The sequence below is a fragment of the Desulfoferula mesophila genome (assembly GCF_037076455.1).
In the GTDB taxonomy this organism is placed as follows: Bacteria; Desulfobacterota; Desulfarculia; order Desulfarculales; family Desulfarculaceae; genus Desulfoferula; species Desulfoferula mesophila.
In genome coordinates this window covers 1,147,027-1,161,649 of sequence record NZ_AP028679.1, presented here as the reverse complement: position 1 = coordinate 1,161,649, position 14,623 = coordinate 1,147,027, and the positions used below count along the sequence as shown (strand labels likewise).

The 14,623-nt window shown below is 64.8% G+C and carries 14 protein-coding genes; 5 read left to right on the top strand and 9 right to left on the bottom strand.

Translation table 11 applies throughout. The features are described from left to right. Positions 1 to 342: 342 nt before the first annotated feature. Positions 343 to 1,044 (bottom strand): cobalamin B12-binding domain-containing protein, encoded by a 702-nt coding sequence (locus AACH32_RS05040; protein ID WP_338605686.1) that lies wholly within the window; start codon positions 1,042 to 1,044, stop codon positions 343 to 345. After that, positions 1,037 to 1,828 (bottom strand): GntR family transcriptional regulator, encoded by a 792-nt coding sequence (locus AACH32_RS05035; RefSeq protein ID WP_338605685.1) that lies wholly within the window; start codon positions 1,826 to 1,828, stop codon positions 1,037 to 1,039. The genes AACH32_RS05040 and AACH32_RS05035 overlap by 8 nt, the downstream gene beginning before the upstream one ends. Positions 1,829 to 2,104: 276 nt before the next feature. Between AACH32_RS05035 and AACH32_RS05030 the strand changes: the two genes are divergently transcribed. The 5 genes from AACH32_RS05030 (at position 2,105) to AACH32_RS05010 (ending at position 7,716) form a co-directional block, all read left to right on the top strand. Then, positions 2,105 to 2,752 (top strand): DUF1638 domain-containing protein, encoded by a 648-nt coding sequence (locus AACH32_RS05030; RefSeq protein ID WP_338605684.1) that lies wholly within the window; start codon positions 2,105 to 2,107, stop codon positions 2,750 to 2,752. A gap of 18 nt (positions 2,753 to 2,770) precedes the next feature. After that, a complete protein-coding gene (locus AACH32_RS05025; RefSeq protein ID WP_338605683.1) occupies positions 2,771 to 3,580 on the top strand; it encodes a dihydropteroate synthase in 810 nt (269 codons plus the stop codon). An 18-nt stretch (positions 3,581 to 3,598) separates the two neighbouring features. Beyond that, on the top strand, positions 3,599 to 4,243 hold the full coding sequence (locus AACH32_RS05020; RefSeq protein WP_338605682.1) for a cobalamin B12-binding domain-containing protein: 645 nt from the start codon (positions 3,599 to 3,601) through the stop codon (positions 4,241 to 4,243). Positions 4,244 to 4,282: 39 nt separating this feature from the next. Next, complete coding sequence (locus AACH32_RS05015; RefSeq protein WP_338605681.1) at positions 4,283 to 5,617, top strand: uroporphyrinogen decarboxylase family protein; 1,335 nt, start codon at positions 4,283 to 4,285, stop codon at positions 5,615 to 5,617. A gap of 251 nt (positions 5,618 to 5,868) precedes the next feature. Further along, positions 5,869 to 7,716: an ASKHA domain-containing protein gene (locus AACH32_RS05010; protein ID WP_338605680.1), complete on the top strand. Its 1,848-nt coding sequence runs from the start codon at positions 5,869 to 5,871 to the stop codon at positions 7,714 to 7,716. A 12-nt stretch (positions 7,717 to 7,728) separates the two neighbouring features. Here the strand turns inward: AACH32_RS05010 and AACH32_RS05005 are convergent, their stop codons facing one another. The 7 genes from AACH32_RS05005 to AACH32_RS04975 form a co-directional block, all read right to left on the bottom strand. Then, positions 7,729 to 8,496 (bottom strand): alpha/beta fold hydrolase, encoded by a 768-nt coding sequence (locus tag AACH32_RS05005; RefSeq protein WP_338605679.1) that lies wholly within the window; start codon positions 8,494 to 8,496, stop codon positions 7,729 to 7,731. Positions 8,497 to 8,519: 23 nt separating this feature from the next. After that, positions 8,520 to 9,641, bottom strand: a complete 1,122-nt coding sequence (locus tag AACH32_RS05000) for a M20 family metallopeptidase (RefSeq protein ID WP_338605678.1) — start codon at positions 9,639 to 9,641, stop codon at positions 8,520 to 8,522. Between the two features lie 30 nt (positions 9,642 to 9,671). After that, on the bottom strand, positions 9,672 to 10,391 hold the full coding sequence (locus tag AACH32_RS04995) for an ABC transporter ATP-binding protein (protein WP_338605677.1): 720 nt from the start codon (positions 10,389 to 10,391) through the stop codon (positions 9,672 to 9,674). Then, complete coding sequence (locus AACH32_RS04990) at positions 10,391 to 11,173, bottom strand: ABC transporter ATP-binding protein (RefSeq protein ID WP_338605676.1); 783 nt, start codon at positions 11,171 to 11,173, stop codon at positions 10,391 to 10,393. Before AACH32_RS04990 ends, AACH32_RS04995 begins: the two co-directional genes overlap by 1 nt. 5 nt (positions 11,174 to 11,178) lie before the next feature. Beyond that, the gene (locus AACH32_RS04985) at positions 11,179 to 12,339 is read right to left on the bottom strand and encodes a branched-chain amino acid ABC transporter permease (RefSeq protein WP_338605675.1); all 1,161 of its coding nucleotides are present in this window, start codon (positions 12,337 to 12,339) and stop codon (positions 11,179 to 11,181) included. Positions 12,340 to 12,341: 2 nt separating this feature from the next. Then, the gene (locus tag AACH32_RS04980) at positions 12,342 to 13,262 is read right to left on the bottom strand and encodes a branched-chain amino acid ABC transporter permease (protein WP_338605674.1); all 921 of its coding nucleotides are present in this window, start codon (positions 13,260 to 13,262) and stop codon (positions 12,342 to 12,344) included. A gap of 94 nt (positions 13,263 to 13,356) precedes the next feature. Next, entirely contained in the window at positions 13,357 to 14,517 is a 1,161-nt protein-coding gene (locus tag AACH32_RS04975) for a branched-chain amino acid ABC transporter substrate-binding protein (RefSeq protein ID WP_338605673.1), read from the bottom strand. Positions 14,518 to 14,623: the final 106 nt, after the last annotated feature.

The following is a 14,623-nucleotide window of genomic DNA, read 5'->3' as shown; positions in this document are numbered from 1 at the left end:
AGGCGGCCGGAGCCGCGTTTACCTCCAAGGGGCGATGCCGGTGCGGGCGCAGCGGGTTGGTGCGGTTGGGCGGCGTCAAATAGAAGATTGGCCCCGTGCCGTTGGGAGGTGCAAGCGCATTGCAGGCGGGAACAACCGTTTCCCGCCTGTAGGCAATGGTAGTCCTTTTGACCCCATGGGGCAAATCGGCCTTGCAGGGTTCTCGGCTTGGAGAGTTGGGGCAAGCCTATATTCCAAAATGTTGCAGGGCGTTAGCTTGATCCGCTCTTGGATGGGCCGGCCGCCCTGGTGGGGGCCGTCACGGCGTGTGGCTTAAGCGGGCGGCTACCCGGCCGCGCCGGGCTAATCCTGAAAGGCGATCACCCCGCCGCCTGGGGCGGGCTCGCGCAGGACTTTTTGGCAGATCTTCAAACCGGCGGCGGCATCGCTGGCCCACAGGGCCGAGCCCACGTAGCGGGCCATCTGCTCGTCCAGGCAGGTGCCCCCGATCACGATGGCCGGCTGGGGCTGGGGCAACTCGCGCTTCAAAAGGGCCACCGCCTCTTTGAGGTTCTCCACGCTGGTGGTCAAAACGCAGCTTATGCCCACCACCTCGGGCCCCGTCTCCAAGGCCTTGCGCAGAAACTCCTCACCGGGCACGTCCACCCCCAGGTCGACGACCTTGAACCCGTGGCACTGGAGCAGCAGGGCGAAGAGGTTCTTGCCCAGGTCGTGGATATCGCCCTGGATGGTGCCCAGGACGATGGTCCCCCCTTGGGCTTCCGTTTGATCGGAGGCCAGATAGGGGCTCAATAACTCCATGGCCGAGCGCATGATCTCCCCGGCCATGATCAGCGCGGCGATGAAATAGTTGCCCGCCTCGAATTCCGCGCCGATGCGGCGCATGCCCTCCATGAAGCATTCCAGAAGGATCTTGGGATCCACCCCCTGGTCCAGCATTTTCTGCAACTCGGCAAGGCAGTCTTCCTCGCGCAACTGCGTAACCATGGTTACCAGCCGCTCAAGCCGCGGTTCAAGCTCCCGGCGCTCGGGCACGTCATTCATCCCAGACTCCTACCTTGCTTAAAAGGGGCATTTTTTCGTGGCTTACCAGGAACCAGCCAAAAGCGGTGGGCCGGTTGTCAAAGTCGTAGAAAAGATGCTCCAACTTGAAAACCGGCGCGCCCTCCGGCAACTTCAACAGCCCGGCCTCCCGGGCGTCCAACAGGGCGGGCATCAGGCGCAGGGCTCCCCGTTTGAATTTGGAATAGCCCTCTTGGAAGATGAGCCCGGTAAGCACCACGGTGTCCAGCATGGACTCCACGGTGGGCGAGGTGGGATCGAAGCTGGTGTAGGAAATATGCAGCGTGAAGGGCTCGTTGCGGTGGGAAATCACCCTTTCCACCACGATTACCGGCTCGTTGGGCTTCAGGCCCAAGACTTCCTTTTCCACCCCCGGCGTCTTCTTCACCGCGGCCTTGACGATGCGCACCTGGAGGTTGTCCCGGTCCGCCAGAATGCCGCCCAGGGCCTCCAGGCCGAAGTTGCTGGCCGCCACGCCCACCTTGCGCACGTAGGTGCCGCTGCCCTGGACCCGGCGCACCAGCCCTTCCTCTTCCAGCACGCTCACCGCCTGACGGGCGGTCATGGCGCTCACTCCGTAGGCCTTGGCCAGGGCCGACTCGGCGGGGAGCCTGGCGCCGGGGGGATATTCGCCTTGGGAGATGCTGGAGCGCAGGATGTCGGCCATCTGGGCGTAGGCGGGCATGCGCGAGCTTTTGTCGATGGCCTTGGCGACCACCAGGGGGGCGCTCACGCCGTTGGGGCCCTTTTTAGAATCCGCTTTCAACACCAGCGCTCCATAGGTAGCCCGGCAAGGCGGCCACGATAGCCTGCCCGGCCGGCCTTGCAACAGCGAAACCACGGCCTAGCCGCGCTTCCCCTCCCCCCCTTGGAAAATACATACAAAATCGCCTATCCTTTAAAGACCATATTTTACAATACCTTATCACACAAATACCTTCCAGGCCATGAATGGAGCCTCACTTTTTTCATTTTTGGGGTGGACTCTTCTATAAGACTATAATAATATAAGAGTCAAGGATACACCAGAGAGAAACGCGCGATGCCTTTTGAGCACCAAATAATTACTTGTCGGGCCTTGGCCCCGGTGGTGGCCGGGCTCTTGGGCGGCGACGAAGCCATCACCCAGTTGGACATCGCCCTGCACCTGCAACCCGAACGGCTGCGCCAGGTGTTGATGCAAACCGTGGCCGATCTGGAGCACGAGGGCGGGACCATCCTCATGGGCTATGGCTTGTGCGGCCGCGCCTTGGAAGGAGTGCAATCGCAAAAGAGCACCCTGGTTCTGCCCAAGGTGGACGACTGCGTGGGCATGCTCCTGGGTTCGCGCGACCGGCACCGGCAGGTCCTGAACCAACACCCCGGCAGCTACTTCCTGGACCCGCGCTGGCTCGACACCGAGCTGAACATCTTTGATCAGATCAAAAAGGGCCTGGACCATATTCCCCAAGAGCGGCGCGCGCAACTGCTCAAGGTGGCCCTGAAGCACTACGATCGTCTGGTGCTCTTGGACGGCGAAGAATCCGACCCCGAGGCCGAAGAGCGCTGTCGCCATCTGGCCCAGGCCCACGACATGGGCTTCGCCCGCCTGACCAAGGAGTTGGGGCTATTGGATAAATTGCTGCATGGGCCATGGGACGGGCCGGAGTTCATCGTGGCCCCGCCCGGCACTCCCATCCCCATGTTCTAGCGAGAGCGAGGAATATAGATGATAATCATCGGCGAAAAGATAAACGGCACCCGCAAAAAGGTAAGCGCGGCCATAAGAGAGCGTGACGCCCAGTTCATCAAGGACTTGGCCCAGAGCCAGGTGGAGGCGGGCAGCAACTACCTGGACGTGAACGCCGGCACCTCCCCCGAGCGCGAGCCCGAGGACATGGCCTGGCTGGTGAACACCATCCAAGAGGCCACCGAGGCGCCCCTTTGTTTGGACAGCGCCAACCCCGCGGCCCTCAAGGCCGGGCTGGAACTGGTCAACAAAACCCCCATCATCAACTCGGTCAGCGGGGAGAAGCCCCGCATCGAAAACGTCCTGCCCCTGGCCCTGGAACACAAGACCGGCCTGATCCTCCTGGCCCTGGACGACCAGGTGGGCATCGCCGACACCGCGGCCGAGCGCATGGAGATCGTGCACCGGCTGGTGGGCCTGGCCAAGGACGGCGGATTGGCCGAAGAGCAGCTTTTCGTGGACCCGTTGGTAACGGCCATCAGCACGGGCACCGACAACGCCCTGGTGACCTACGACAGCATCGCGCAGACCCGCGCGGCATATCCCAAGGCGCACATCACCTGCGGACTGAGCAACATATCCTTTGGCATGCCTCTGCGCTCCTTGATCAACCAGACTTTCATGGCCATGTGCATCCAGGTGGGCCTCGACAGCGCCATCATCGACCCCAACGACCGCAACCTGATGAGCGTGTTGTTGGCCTCGGAGATGCTCATGGGCAAGGACAAGTACTGCCAAAATTTCAGCCGGGCCTATCGCTCCGGCCGTATCGGACCGAAAAACGACTAGACCATTTGGAGGGTTGTAATGGCTGATTTGAAGGATCTATTCACCGCGGTGGTGGAAATGCAAGAAGACACCGCCATGGAATTGACCAACAAATACCTGGACGAGGGCGTCCCGGCGTTGGACATATTCAACTGCTACCAGGAAGCATTGGAGGAGATCGGCAAGCGCTTTGAAAAGCAGCTTTACTTCATCCCCGAGCTGATCATGTCCGGCGAGATGATGAAGGCCGCCTCGGAGATTCTCAAGCCCCATTTGTCCGAGGAGACCTCGGCCAGTGGCGGTCAGAAGAAGCTGGGCAAGGTGCTCATGGCCACCGTGCAGGGCGACATCCACGACATCGGCAAGAACATCGCCTCCATGATGCTCGACTTGAACGGCCTGGAGGTCAAGGACATCGGGGTGGACGTGCCGGCCGAAACCATCATTGCCGAGGCCCAGGCTTTCGGCGCCGACGTAATCGGCCTCAGCGGCCTGTTGACCCTGGCCTTCGACCCCATGAAGGCGGTGGTGGACAAGCTCGAGGAGCAGGGCCTCAGGGACAAGATCAAGGTGCTCATCGGCGGCGGCCAGATGGACGAGCAGGTGTGCAACTACGTGGGCGCCGACGCCTACGTCACCGACGCCGTGGTGGGCGTCAACTACATCAAGGGCTGGCTGAGCTAACCGGACGTTCGCGCAAACCACACTTTCCCGGAGGGAATCATGTTTGAAGGATTCGACAAACTCACGTCCATCGAGCGTCAGGACGCCTTTTTGGACATGTGGGTCTCGGCGGACGGCATCGAGTTCGCCGGCGAGGAGGCCAAGGCCGCCTATAAGGAGCGCGCCGGACTGGTGGCTTCGGCCCTTAAAATCGATCAGGGCATCAAGCGGGTGCCCATCATGCCCCTGACCACCTTCGCCCCCACCATGCTGGCCGGGGTCAGCGGCCGCGACGCCATGTACGACCCGGACAAGGCGGGCCAGGCCTACGTGGATTTCTGCAACAAGTACCAGCCCGACACCGCCGGCGCCGCCCCCATGCTGGGTTGCGGTCAGGCCCTGGACACCCTGGACTACCACCTGTACAAGTGGCCGGGCCACGGAGTGGCCGAAAACCTCTCCTACCAGTTCAACGAAAAAGAGTACATGAAGGCCGAGGAGTACGATCACCTGATCAACGACCCCACGGACTTCTGGCTGCGCTCCTGGATTCCCAAGACCATGGGCGCCCTGGCCCCCCTGGCCGACCTGCAGCCGGTATACGGCAGCATGGAGCTGCCCATGCTCAGCCCATGGCTCATCTCCCTGGGCACCCCGCCGGTGCAGGAGGCCATGCAGGCCCTGCTCAAGGCCGGTAAGCAGTACTTCGAGTGGATCAACGCCATGGGCGCCTACATGGCCCAAATCATGGCCGCGGGCTTCCCCTTCGGGGCGGGCGGCGCCACCAAGGCCCCCTTCGACACCCTCAGCGACTCCTTCCGCGGCACCACCTCCCTGATGATGGACATGTACCGGCGCCCCGAAAAGGTGCTGGAAGCGGTGGAGCGCCTGGTGCCGCCCATGATCAAAAACGGCGTGGACGGCGCGGTGGCCAACGGCAACCCCCTGGTGTTCATCCCCCTGCACAAGGGTGCCGACGGCTTCATGTCCGACGAGCAGTTCCAGAAGTTCTACTGGCCCACCTTGAAGGAGGTCATGTACGGGCTGGCCGACGCCGGCTGCGTGCCTTGTTGCTTCGTGGAGGGCGCCTACAACCAGCGCCTGGAATACCTGGCCGACACCAGCGACATCCGCAGCATGTACCTGTTCGACCGCACCGACATGGCCAAGGCCCGCGAAGTTTTGGGCGGCAAGGTGTGCATCGCCGGCGGCTTCCCCATTTCCCTGATCCTCACCGGCACCCCGGAGCAGGTCAAGGAAGCGACCAAGAAGCTCATCGACGACGCGGCCGGCGACAAGGGCTACATGCTCAGCATCGGCTGCGCCATGGACGAGGCCAAGGACGCCACCATGCAGGCCTTCATAGAGGCCGGCAAACATTACGGCAAGTACTAGGAACCAAACACCCGGCCCGGGGCGGGACGCGCGCCCGCCGCACCAGCAGCCTTGTATAGTTCATCAGGGCGGCGCGCCTCCCCGGACCGGTTATCAACCAAGCAGCGACGACCCAAAACGGCTCGCCTCCCCGAGCCGATCAAATGGCCCGCCAGACCCTCTCTACCCTCCTCTCTAGTTTGGCGGGCCATTTCCTTTTCTTGCCCCATTCCCCCAAGAGGGATATGACTATAGCCGCAGGGAGGAATACCTTGAGCGCTCCAGCCAAGTTAAACGTCGTATTCAAGCCTTCGGGGCAGAGCGCCTCGGTGCCCCGGGGCACCCTCATCACCGAGGCCATGCTCCAAGCGGGCATCTTTTTGCCCCTGGATTGCGGAGGCAAGGGCACCTGCGGCCGTTGTCTGGTGTCGGTGCGGGGCGAGGTGTCGCCGCCCAACCAGGCGGAGGAGCGCCTGCTGGATTCGGAGCAGTTGGCCGGGGGCTGGCGTCTGGCCTGCCAGACCCAGGTTTTGGGCTCGCTGGAAGTCGCGGTGCCCGACACCCACGAGAGCGCCGACAGCAGTTGGCGCATCGACCAGGGCGATCTGGAGCCCGTACCCATGGGCAGCCCGGTGATCACCGCCGTGGAGTGCCAAGCGCCCGAGCCCACCCTGCAAGACCCTCGGGGCGACCTGCGCCGGGTGCTGGAGACGTTGGGCGAGCACGAGGAGTCGCCCGCTTCCCGGGCCGATCTGGCCACCGCCGCCGGGATCACCCGCGCGGCCCGCGAGCATGCCTGGAGCCTGAGCCTGTATCAACGCGGCGAGGAATTGGTGGGCGTGGCCGGGCCGGGCCAAGGCCCCTTGGGCCTGGCCGTGGACCTGGGCTCCACCAAGCTGGCCGCCTATTTGGTGGACCTGGCCACCGGCGAAATCATCGCCTCCCGGGGACGCCTCAACCCCCAGGTCGCCTTCGGGGCCGACGTGGTCACCCGCTTGCAGCTGGCCATTAGCCAGCCCAAGGAGGGGAGACGGCTCACCGACCTGGTGCGCCGCGCCCTGAACGGCCTGGCCCAGGACCTGGCCGCCGCGGTGGGGGCCGATACCGGCCGCATAGCCGAGATGAGCCTGGTGGGCAACAGCGCCATGACCCACCTGCTGCTGGGCCTGCCCCTGGAGCAGCTGGGCGCGCCGCCCTTTGTGGCCTGCCTGGATCAAGCGGTGGACGTCAAGGCGAGGGAGCTGGGCCTGAGCCTGGCCCCCGGGGCCTACGTGCACCTGCCTCCCCTGGTGGGCGGTTTCGTGGGCGCGGACAACGTGGCCATGATCATGGGCGCGGACCTGGACCGGCCCGGCCCCTGCCGCCTGGGCCTGGACATCGGCACCAACACCGAGGTGGTGGTGACCGCGCCGGGCCACCGCCATCCCCTGTTCATCGCCTCGGCCCCCTCGGGCCCCACCTTCGAGGGCGCCCACCTCAGCTCGGGCATGCGGGCCATGACCGGGGCCATCTCCCAGGTGCGCCTTACGGCGGAGCAGGAGCCGGTGTGCACCACCATCGACGGATCCGATCCCGCCGGGGTGTGCGGTTCGGGCATCATCGACGCGGTGGCCGAGATGCTCCGGGCCGGGGTCATCAACTCCCGGGGCCACCTGGACCGCTCACTGCCCCAGGTACGCCGCGACGGCCGCAACATCAGCTACGTGCTGGTGCCGGCCGAGCGCTCGGCCACGGGCCAGGACATCGTGGTCACCCAGGCGGACATCAGCCAGGTGCAGCTGGCCAAGGCGGCCATCTGCGCGGCCGCCGCCACCCTGCTCTCCCTGGCCGGGCTGGAGCCTTCCGATCTTTCCGAGGTGGTGCTGGCCGGTTCCTTTGGCAGCCACATCGACGTGGACACCGCCAAGCGCATCGGCCTGATCCCCGCCGTGGCCGGGGCCAAGTACGCCCAGGTGGGCAATGCGGCGGGCCGGGGGGCCCAACAGGTGCTCAACAACCTGGAGGCCCGGCAACGGGCCGCCGAGATCCCGGCCAAGGCCCGTTACGTGGAGCTATCCGGCGAACCGCTGTTCAACACGCTGTTCGCCCGTAGCCTGGCTTTTCCGGAGGACGGGGACTGATTCGCGCCCGGCTTACAGGGTGGCCAAAAACTCGGCCAATACCTTGGCCCCGGCCGAGGGCTGCTCCTCGTGGATCAGGTGGCCCGCGCCGGGTATCACCGCCAGGCGGGCGCCCTTGATGTGCTCGGTCAGGTACTGGCTGTACTTGAGGGGGGTGAGCCTGTCGCCGTCGCCGCACACCACCAGACAGGGCAAGTCGATCTCGCCCAGGCGCTCCATAACGTCGAAACGGTCGCAAGCGGTGTAGTCGCCCAGAAGCACGGCCGGCGCGGTCCGGGCCATGGCCCAGCGGCCCGTCTCCTTGCGCTGGGGGTCGGTGACCTCGGCGTAGGCCATCTGGGCCAGGAAGGCCACCGTGGGCTGGAAATCCTTGGCCAGGCCTTCCAGGATCTTGGGCAGCACCCGCAGGCGGGCCCCGGTGCCCCAGAGCACGATGCCGCCGATCAGCTCCGGCCGCTCCAGGGCCAGGCCCAGGGCGATGGCCCCGCCCAGGGAGTTTCCCAGCACCACCGGCCGCCGTCGGCCCTGCTCCAGGCGCTCAGCCAGCCAGGCCACGTAGTCCTCCACCCGCTCCCGTCCCGGACCGGGGGTGTCGCCGTGGCCGGGCAGGTCTATGCCCGCGCCGTTGGCCGCGCCCACCAGGCTCTCCAGCAGGGGCAGAAACTCCGCCCCCCGCCCCCCGGAGCCGTGCACGCACAGCAGATCGGGCAGGTTGGGGTCAAAGGCCGCGTCCGGCGTAGCCAGGCCCACGGATTCAGCTTGCCAGGTGGAAGGCCACATATTCCCCCCTATACTTGCCGGGCCTAGCGGCCCTGCCATTCGCGGGCCAGGGCCAGGTACAGCCCGGCGGCCTCGACGATCTTGGCCGTCTCGCAGAACTCGTTGGTCTGGTGGGCCTGGCCGGGCAGGCCCGGGCCCAGGATCACCGTGGGCGGGTTGCCCAGGGCGGGCCGCAACACCGAGGCGTCGGTGAAGTAGTTGACATATCCCGGCTGGGGAGGCCTGCCCTGCTCGCGCTCCAGCAGGGCCAGCACCCGGGCGGCCCAGGGCTCCTCGGCCGGGGTGAGGAAGCCGGGCAGGTCGATGAGGCGCTCGAGGGCGATGTCCGGGCCCAATTGGCCGGCCACCCGCGCGAACAGTTCGTCGTGCTCCACGCCGGGCACGGTGCGCAGGTCCACCTGGAACACCGCCTGGTCGGGCACCATGTTGATCTTGCTGCCCCCGTGGAAGGTGCCCACGTTCACCGTGGGCTTGCCCAACTGGGTATGGGCCGGGGCCTCGGCGAATAGCTGCTCCAACCCGGCGGCGGCCCGGGCCGCCTTGTAGATGGCGTTGTCGCCCATGTCGGGCATGGAGCCGTGGGCCGATTTGCCCCTGGCCGTGGCCTCCAGCCACAGGGCGCCCTTGTGCCCCAGGAAGGGCACGTTGTTGGTGGGCTCGGCCACCAAAAGAGCCCCGGCCTGGGCGGGCAGCTTGCCGCCGGCGGCCATCTGCTCGGCCCCCTGACAGCCGGTCTCCTCGGCGGCGGTGAACACGAACACCAGGTCGGCCTCGCCCGCCCACTCCTCGGCCAGGGCGGCGGCCGCGGCGGCCATGGCCGCCACCCCGCTCTTCATGTCCGAGGCGCCGCGGCCCAACAGGCGGCCGTCCTTCACCTCGCCGCAATGGGGCCCGAAGCTCCAGGCCGCGTTGCCCAGGGGCACCGTGTCCAGGTGGCCGGTGAACACCAGGGCCGGGCGGCCTCCCGTGCCGGCCAGCGTGGCCACCAAACCGGACCTATGGGGCTCCAGCTGGTAATACTCGGTGGCCAGCCCGCGCTGGGCCAGCAGGTCGCCCAGATAACGGGCCGCGGCCTCCTCCCCGCCGGGGGGATTGATGGTGTCCAGGCAAATCAGGTCGGTGGCGATCTTTACCGGGTCGGGCATGGGACACATTTTCTGGCTCCCGGGCGCGGCTCAGCCGAAGTAGGCCTCCTGCACCTCGCTATTGTCTCGAAGGGATTGAGCGCTGCCCTGGGCCACCACCCGCCCCTTGGAAAGGACGTAGCCGTAATGGGCTATGGCCAGGGTCTGGCGCACGTTTTGCTCAACCAGGAACACGGTGATGCCCTGGTCGTTGATCTGGCGGATGATGCGGAAGTTCTCCTTGACCAATAGGGGCGACAGCCCCAGGGAGGGCTCGTCCACGATCATCAGCTTGGGCGCTCCCATGAGGCCCCGGCCGATGGAGACCATGGCCTGCTCGCCGCCGGACATGGTGCCCGCCAGCTGGCCCGCCCGCTCGGAAAGGCGCGGAAACACCTCGTAGACCTTTTCCAGGCGCTGGGCGACCACCGCCTTGTCGTCCTCCTGATAGCCCCCCAGCCTCAGGTTCTCCTCCACGGTCATGGCTGGAAACACCTTGCGCCCCTCGGGAATGCTGGCCACGCCCAGGCGCACGATCTTGTGGGTGGCCAGGCGGGTGATGTCTTGGCCGTAGAGGGTGATCTTGCCCGCCCGGCAGGGAGTGAGGCCCAGGATGGAGCGGATCAGGCTGGTCTTGCCCGAGCCGTTGGAACCCAAGAGGCAGGTGATGGAACCGGGGGCCACCTCCAGGGAGAGATCCTCCAGCACGTCGGCCCGGTCGTAGGCCGTGTAGATGTTGGCGATGCTCAGGGCGGCTTGCGTCCGGTCCATCAGTCCACCCCCAGGTAGGCTTCTTGCACCTGCGGGTCGCCGGCCACTTCCTGGTAGCTGCCCTCGCAGATCTTCTCGCCGAAGTTGAGCACGGCGCAATGATCGGTTATGCGCTCCATCACCGTCATCTCGTGCTCGATGATGATTATGGTCAAGTCCTCGATCTTTTCCTTGATCTCCAGGATGTCGTCGATGAGCCGGAAAGTCTCGTCGTGGGTCATGCCCGCCGAGGGTTCGTCCAGCAGCAAGAGCTTGGGGTGGCCGATCAGCGCCCGGCAGATCTCGATGCGCCGCCGGGAGATCATGGGCAGGGTCTCCACCGGATCGAAAATGTTGGAGGCCAACTCCGGGTCGAAGATGCCGATAAGCTCCCGGGCCTTTTCCAGGCTGCGCTCAAACTCGCGGGTCAGGGCTTTTCGCCGGAACAGGTTGAACATGAGCCCGTTGTTCACCCGGGAATGATCGCCCAGGGTGATGTTGTCCAGGATGGACAGGGGCAGCAGCAGGCGCGAGCGCTGGAAGGTGCGGGCCACCCCCCGGCGGTACACCCGTTGGGGCGAGAAGCTGGTTATGTCCTCGCCTTCCAAGACCACGCTGCCCGCGCTGGCCGGATAGATGCCGGTGACCACGTTGAAGAAGGTGGTCTTGCCCGAACCGTTGGGCCCGATGAGGCCCATGATGCGGTTGCGCCTCACCTCCAGGTCCAGGCCGTCCAGGGCGCGCACCCCGCCGAAGTTCTTGCTCAGGCCCTTTATGCTGAGAAGGCTTTGGGTTGCTTCCATGGGAACTACCTAGACCGCAGGGTGAGGAAGGCGCGCAAGGGGCGCGGCAGAAGCCCCTGGGGCCGGAACAACAGGATGGCGATGACCAGGGCCGCGAAGAGCAGGAAGCGGTATTCCTGGAGCATCTGGAACTTCTCGGGCATGATGATGATGATGGTGGTGGCGGCCACCGACCCCCACAGCGAGCCCAGGCCGCCCAGGATGACTATGGACAGCAGGATCAACGAGTCGCCGAAGGTGAAGTTGGTGGGCGCGATGTAACCCAGCATCATGGCGAACAGCGCCCCGGCCACCCCGCAGTAGAAGTTGCCCAGGGTGAAGGCGGTGATCTTGGCCTTGGGTATGGACTGGCCGAAGCAGGCGCTCACCGTCTCGTCTAGGCGCACCGCGTCCATGTTCAGGCCCACCCAGGAGTCTTCCAGGCGCCGGGCCAGGATGAAACCCAGCACGCACAAGGCCAGGGCCACCGCGATGTAGCCCAGGTAAAAAGAGCCCTCGAAGGAGCCGATGACGATGTCCTGGTTAACGTTCCAGCCGAAGAGATTGAGGCCGTCGCACTTGAGCCCCTGGGGGCCGCCCAGGGTGTCGTTGACCTCCAAAAAGGTCTTGAACAGCAGGGCGAAGGCGATGGTCACCAGGGCGGAATAGTGTCCCCTGGTCTTGAGCACCGGCACCAGCACGATGAAGCCCAGGGCCGCCGCGGCCAGCCCGCCCAACAGCAGCACCAAAAGGTGGGGAGTGGCGGTGTGCTTGGTCAGGATGGCCGCGGTGTAGCAGCCCACCCCGAAGAAGGAGGCCCCCGCGAAGTTGACCACCCCCACGAAGCCGAACTGGATGTTGAGCCCCAGGCAGGTCAGGGTGTAGACCAAAACCGTAGCCACCAAAAACAGCACGAAGTTGTCGTCGTAGAAGTACAGGCTGATGGCTACCGTGGCGGCCACCGCCGCCGCGCCGAAGGCCATGCTGTGGTCCTTGGCGCTTCGGCCCACCCGCTCCAAAATCTTGAAGCGGCGCAGCAGGAGCAGGACCAGGCAGGCGCCCAGCAACAGCCCGAAAATCTCCAACTGGGACTCGCCGGCCAGGAAGAAAACCATGTACACCGCGCCCAGGAGGATGCTCACCAGGGCGGGCAGGAAGGATACGGGGGTGCGGGTGCTACCGGTCATGCCTACACCCTCTCCGTTTCCTTTTCGCCCAACAGCCCGGTGGGCTTGATGGCCATGATGATGATGACCACCCCGAAGGCGAAAACGTCTTTGTAGGCGCTGGCAAAAGGCAGGGCCGCCGCGCCTATGGTCTGGAGCAGGGCGAAGAGGAAGCCGCCCACGATGGCTCCGTAGATGTTGCCGAAACCGCCCACCGCCGCGGCGCTGAAGCCGATTGCCCCCAGCAACAGGCCTATGTTGAAGTTTATCTCGTTGTAGTACAGGCCGTAGGCCACCCCGGCAAAGGCGGCCAGGGCCGAGCCCAGGGCAAAGGTGATGTAGACCACCAGGTTGAAGTTGATGCCCATGAGCCGGGCCGTTTCCTCGTCCTGAGACACCGCGCGGATGGCCATGCCCAGCTTGGTGCGCTTGATGAGCAGCTGCACCAGCACGATCATGAGCAAGCCGGAGATGAGCATCACCGTGTTGTCGAAGCGCAAGGTGAAGTTACCCCAGCTATAGCTCCAGTCGGGCAAGAGGGCCGGGAAGTGCTTGGGGTTGGCCCCGTCGGGATAGAACAGGCGGATGGACTCGCGCAGCACCGTGCCCAGCATGAGGGTGATCAAGAGCACGTTGAGCGGCGGAGCGCCCTTCAAGGGGATGATCAGCACCTTGGCGATGCCCGCGCCCAATAGGGCGATGGCCGCCATGGCCACCACGGCCACGATGACCAGAATCACCACCGGGTGCCCCAGGCCCATCCAGGTGAGCAACAGGTACATGGAAAAGGCCGTGAATACGCCCCAGGTAAGCACGTCGCCGTGGGAGAATTTTATGATGTCCAGCACCCCGAAGAACAGGGTGAAGCCCACGGCCACCAGAGCGTAGATCAGCCCCATCATCAGTCCGTTGGCTATATGCTGGGCGATCAGTCCAAAATCCATCGGAAGCCAATCTCGCGGTTGATAGGTTACAGGCGGTACGCATCGGAGGGGCGGCGCCGAACCGGCGCCGCCCCCAGGTGGTCAATTATAACAGTTAGCGGTTCTTGAGCTTGCGCTTTCCGCTGGCGTACTCGGAGCTCTTCCAGGGAACCCACTTGCCGTCCTGTACCACGTACTTGGTGATAGCCGGCGAAATGTTCTGGCCGTGATCGTCAAAGGTGACCTGGCCCACGATGGTCTTGTAGTCCTTGATGTTGGACAGCCACTTGACCACCGCCTTGCGGTTGGGGCCGGCCGCCTCGATGCCGTCCAGGATCATGTTCATGGCCGCGAAAGCGAAGGGACCAAAAGCGTCCGGAGCCTCCTTATAGCCGGCTTTCTCGTATTCCTTCAGGAACCACTTGCCGCCGGGCAGGTCTTCCACCGGCTCGCCCTCGCGGAAGGCGATGGTGCCCTCGGCCAGCTCACCCGCGCCGGTAATGAAGGCGTCGGAGATGATGCCCGAGCAGCTCTGGAACTGGGATTTGATGCCCAGCTTGTCCATCTGCAAACGGATGCGCACGCCCAGGGGAGTCAGGCCGCCGAACCAGATCACGTCGGGATTGAGCTTCTTGGCCTGGGTCAGCTCGGCGGTGAAGTCCTGCTGGTCGGCGTTGACCCCGAAGCTGCCCAGCACCTTGCCGCCGTTTTGCTTCAAGTACTTGGAGAAGTACTCGTACATGCCCTTGCCGTAATCGGTGGTGTCATAAAGCAGCACCCAGGTCTTGTAGCCCAGGCCGGTCACGAACTTGGCGGCCACCTCGTTTTGGTTGATCATGGTGCCGTTGATGCGGTGGACTTCCTTGTAGGTGTTGCCGTAGGTGATGCCCGGATGCACCGCGCCCCACACGATCACCGGCAGGCCGAAGCGGTGGTACACGTCCACGGCGGCCAGGGCCACCACGGAGCAGTACTGGGTGGCCGCGGCGATGATCTTCTTGTCGGCCGCGGCCTTGGTGGCCACCTGCACGCCGGCGTTGGGCTTGCACTCGTCGTCCAGCACCACCAGCTCATATTTGTACTTGGCCTTGGGGTCCGCGTTGCGCAGCCTCACCGCCAGGTCGGCCGAGTTGCGCCCGCCCACGCCGATGGCCGACACGCCGCCGGTAAGGGGGCCGATAAAGGCCACCTGGACGGTGTCCTTGGCCAGGGCGGGGGTGGCCGCCAGGGCCATCATGAGCCCCAGGACCAGGCATAGAATCTTGCTCGACTTCATGGTCAAATCCTCCTTAAGGCGAAATCTGAAATTAAGGGTCTCGGGGGTTGCTAACAAAAAACAAACCGTATTCGAGTGCGGAACGCGCACCCAAAGTTACGTTTTT

Coding starts and splice junctions, on each gene's coding strand:
- AACH32_RS05015 (WP_338605681.1), top strand. CDS start 4,283: ATGTTTGAAGGATTCGACAAACTCACGTCCATCGAGCGTCAGGACGCC.
- AACH32_RS05030 (WP_338605684.1), top strand. CDS start 2,105: ATGCCTTTTGAGCACCAAATAATTACTTGTCGGGCCTTGGCCCCGGTG.
- AACH32_RS05005 (WP_338605679.1), bottom strand. CDS start 8,496: ATGTGGCCTTCCACCTGGCAAGCTGAATCCGTGGGCCTGGCTACGCCG.
- AACH32_RS04975 (WP_338605673.1), bottom strand. CDS start 14,517: ATGAAGTCGAGCAAGATTCTATGCCTGGTCCTGGGGCTCATGATGGCC.
- AACH32_RS04990 (WP_338605676.1), bottom strand. CDS start 11,173: ATGGAAGCAACCCAAAGCCTTCTCAGCATAAAGGGCCTGAGCAAGAAC.
- AACH32_RS04980 (WP_338605674.1), bottom strand. CDS start 13,262: ATGGATTTTGGACTGATCGCCCAGCATATAGCCAACGGACTGATGATG.
- AACH32_RS04985 (WP_338605675.1), bottom strand. CDS start 12,339: ATGACCGGTAGCACCCGCACCCCCGTATCCTTCCTGCCCGCCCTGGTG.
- AACH32_RS05025 (WP_338605683.1), top strand. CDS start 2,771: ATGATAATCATCGGCGAAAAGATAAACGGCACCCGCAAAAAGGTAAGC.
- AACH32_RS05040 (WP_338605686.1), bottom strand. CDS start 1,044: ATGAATGACGTGCCCGAGCGCCGGGAGCTTGAACCGCGGCTTGAGCGG.
- AACH32_RS05000 (WP_338605678.1), bottom strand. CDS start 9,641: ATGCCCGACCCGGTAAAGATCGCCACCGACCTGATTTGCCTGGACACC.
- AACH32_RS05020 (WP_338605682.1), top strand. CDS start 3,599: ATGGCTGATTTGAAGGATCTATTCACCGCGGTGGTGGAAATGCAAGAA.
- AACH32_RS04995 (WP_338605677.1), bottom strand. CDS start 10,391: ATGGACCGGACGCAAGCCGCCCTGAGCATCGCCAACATCTACACGGCC.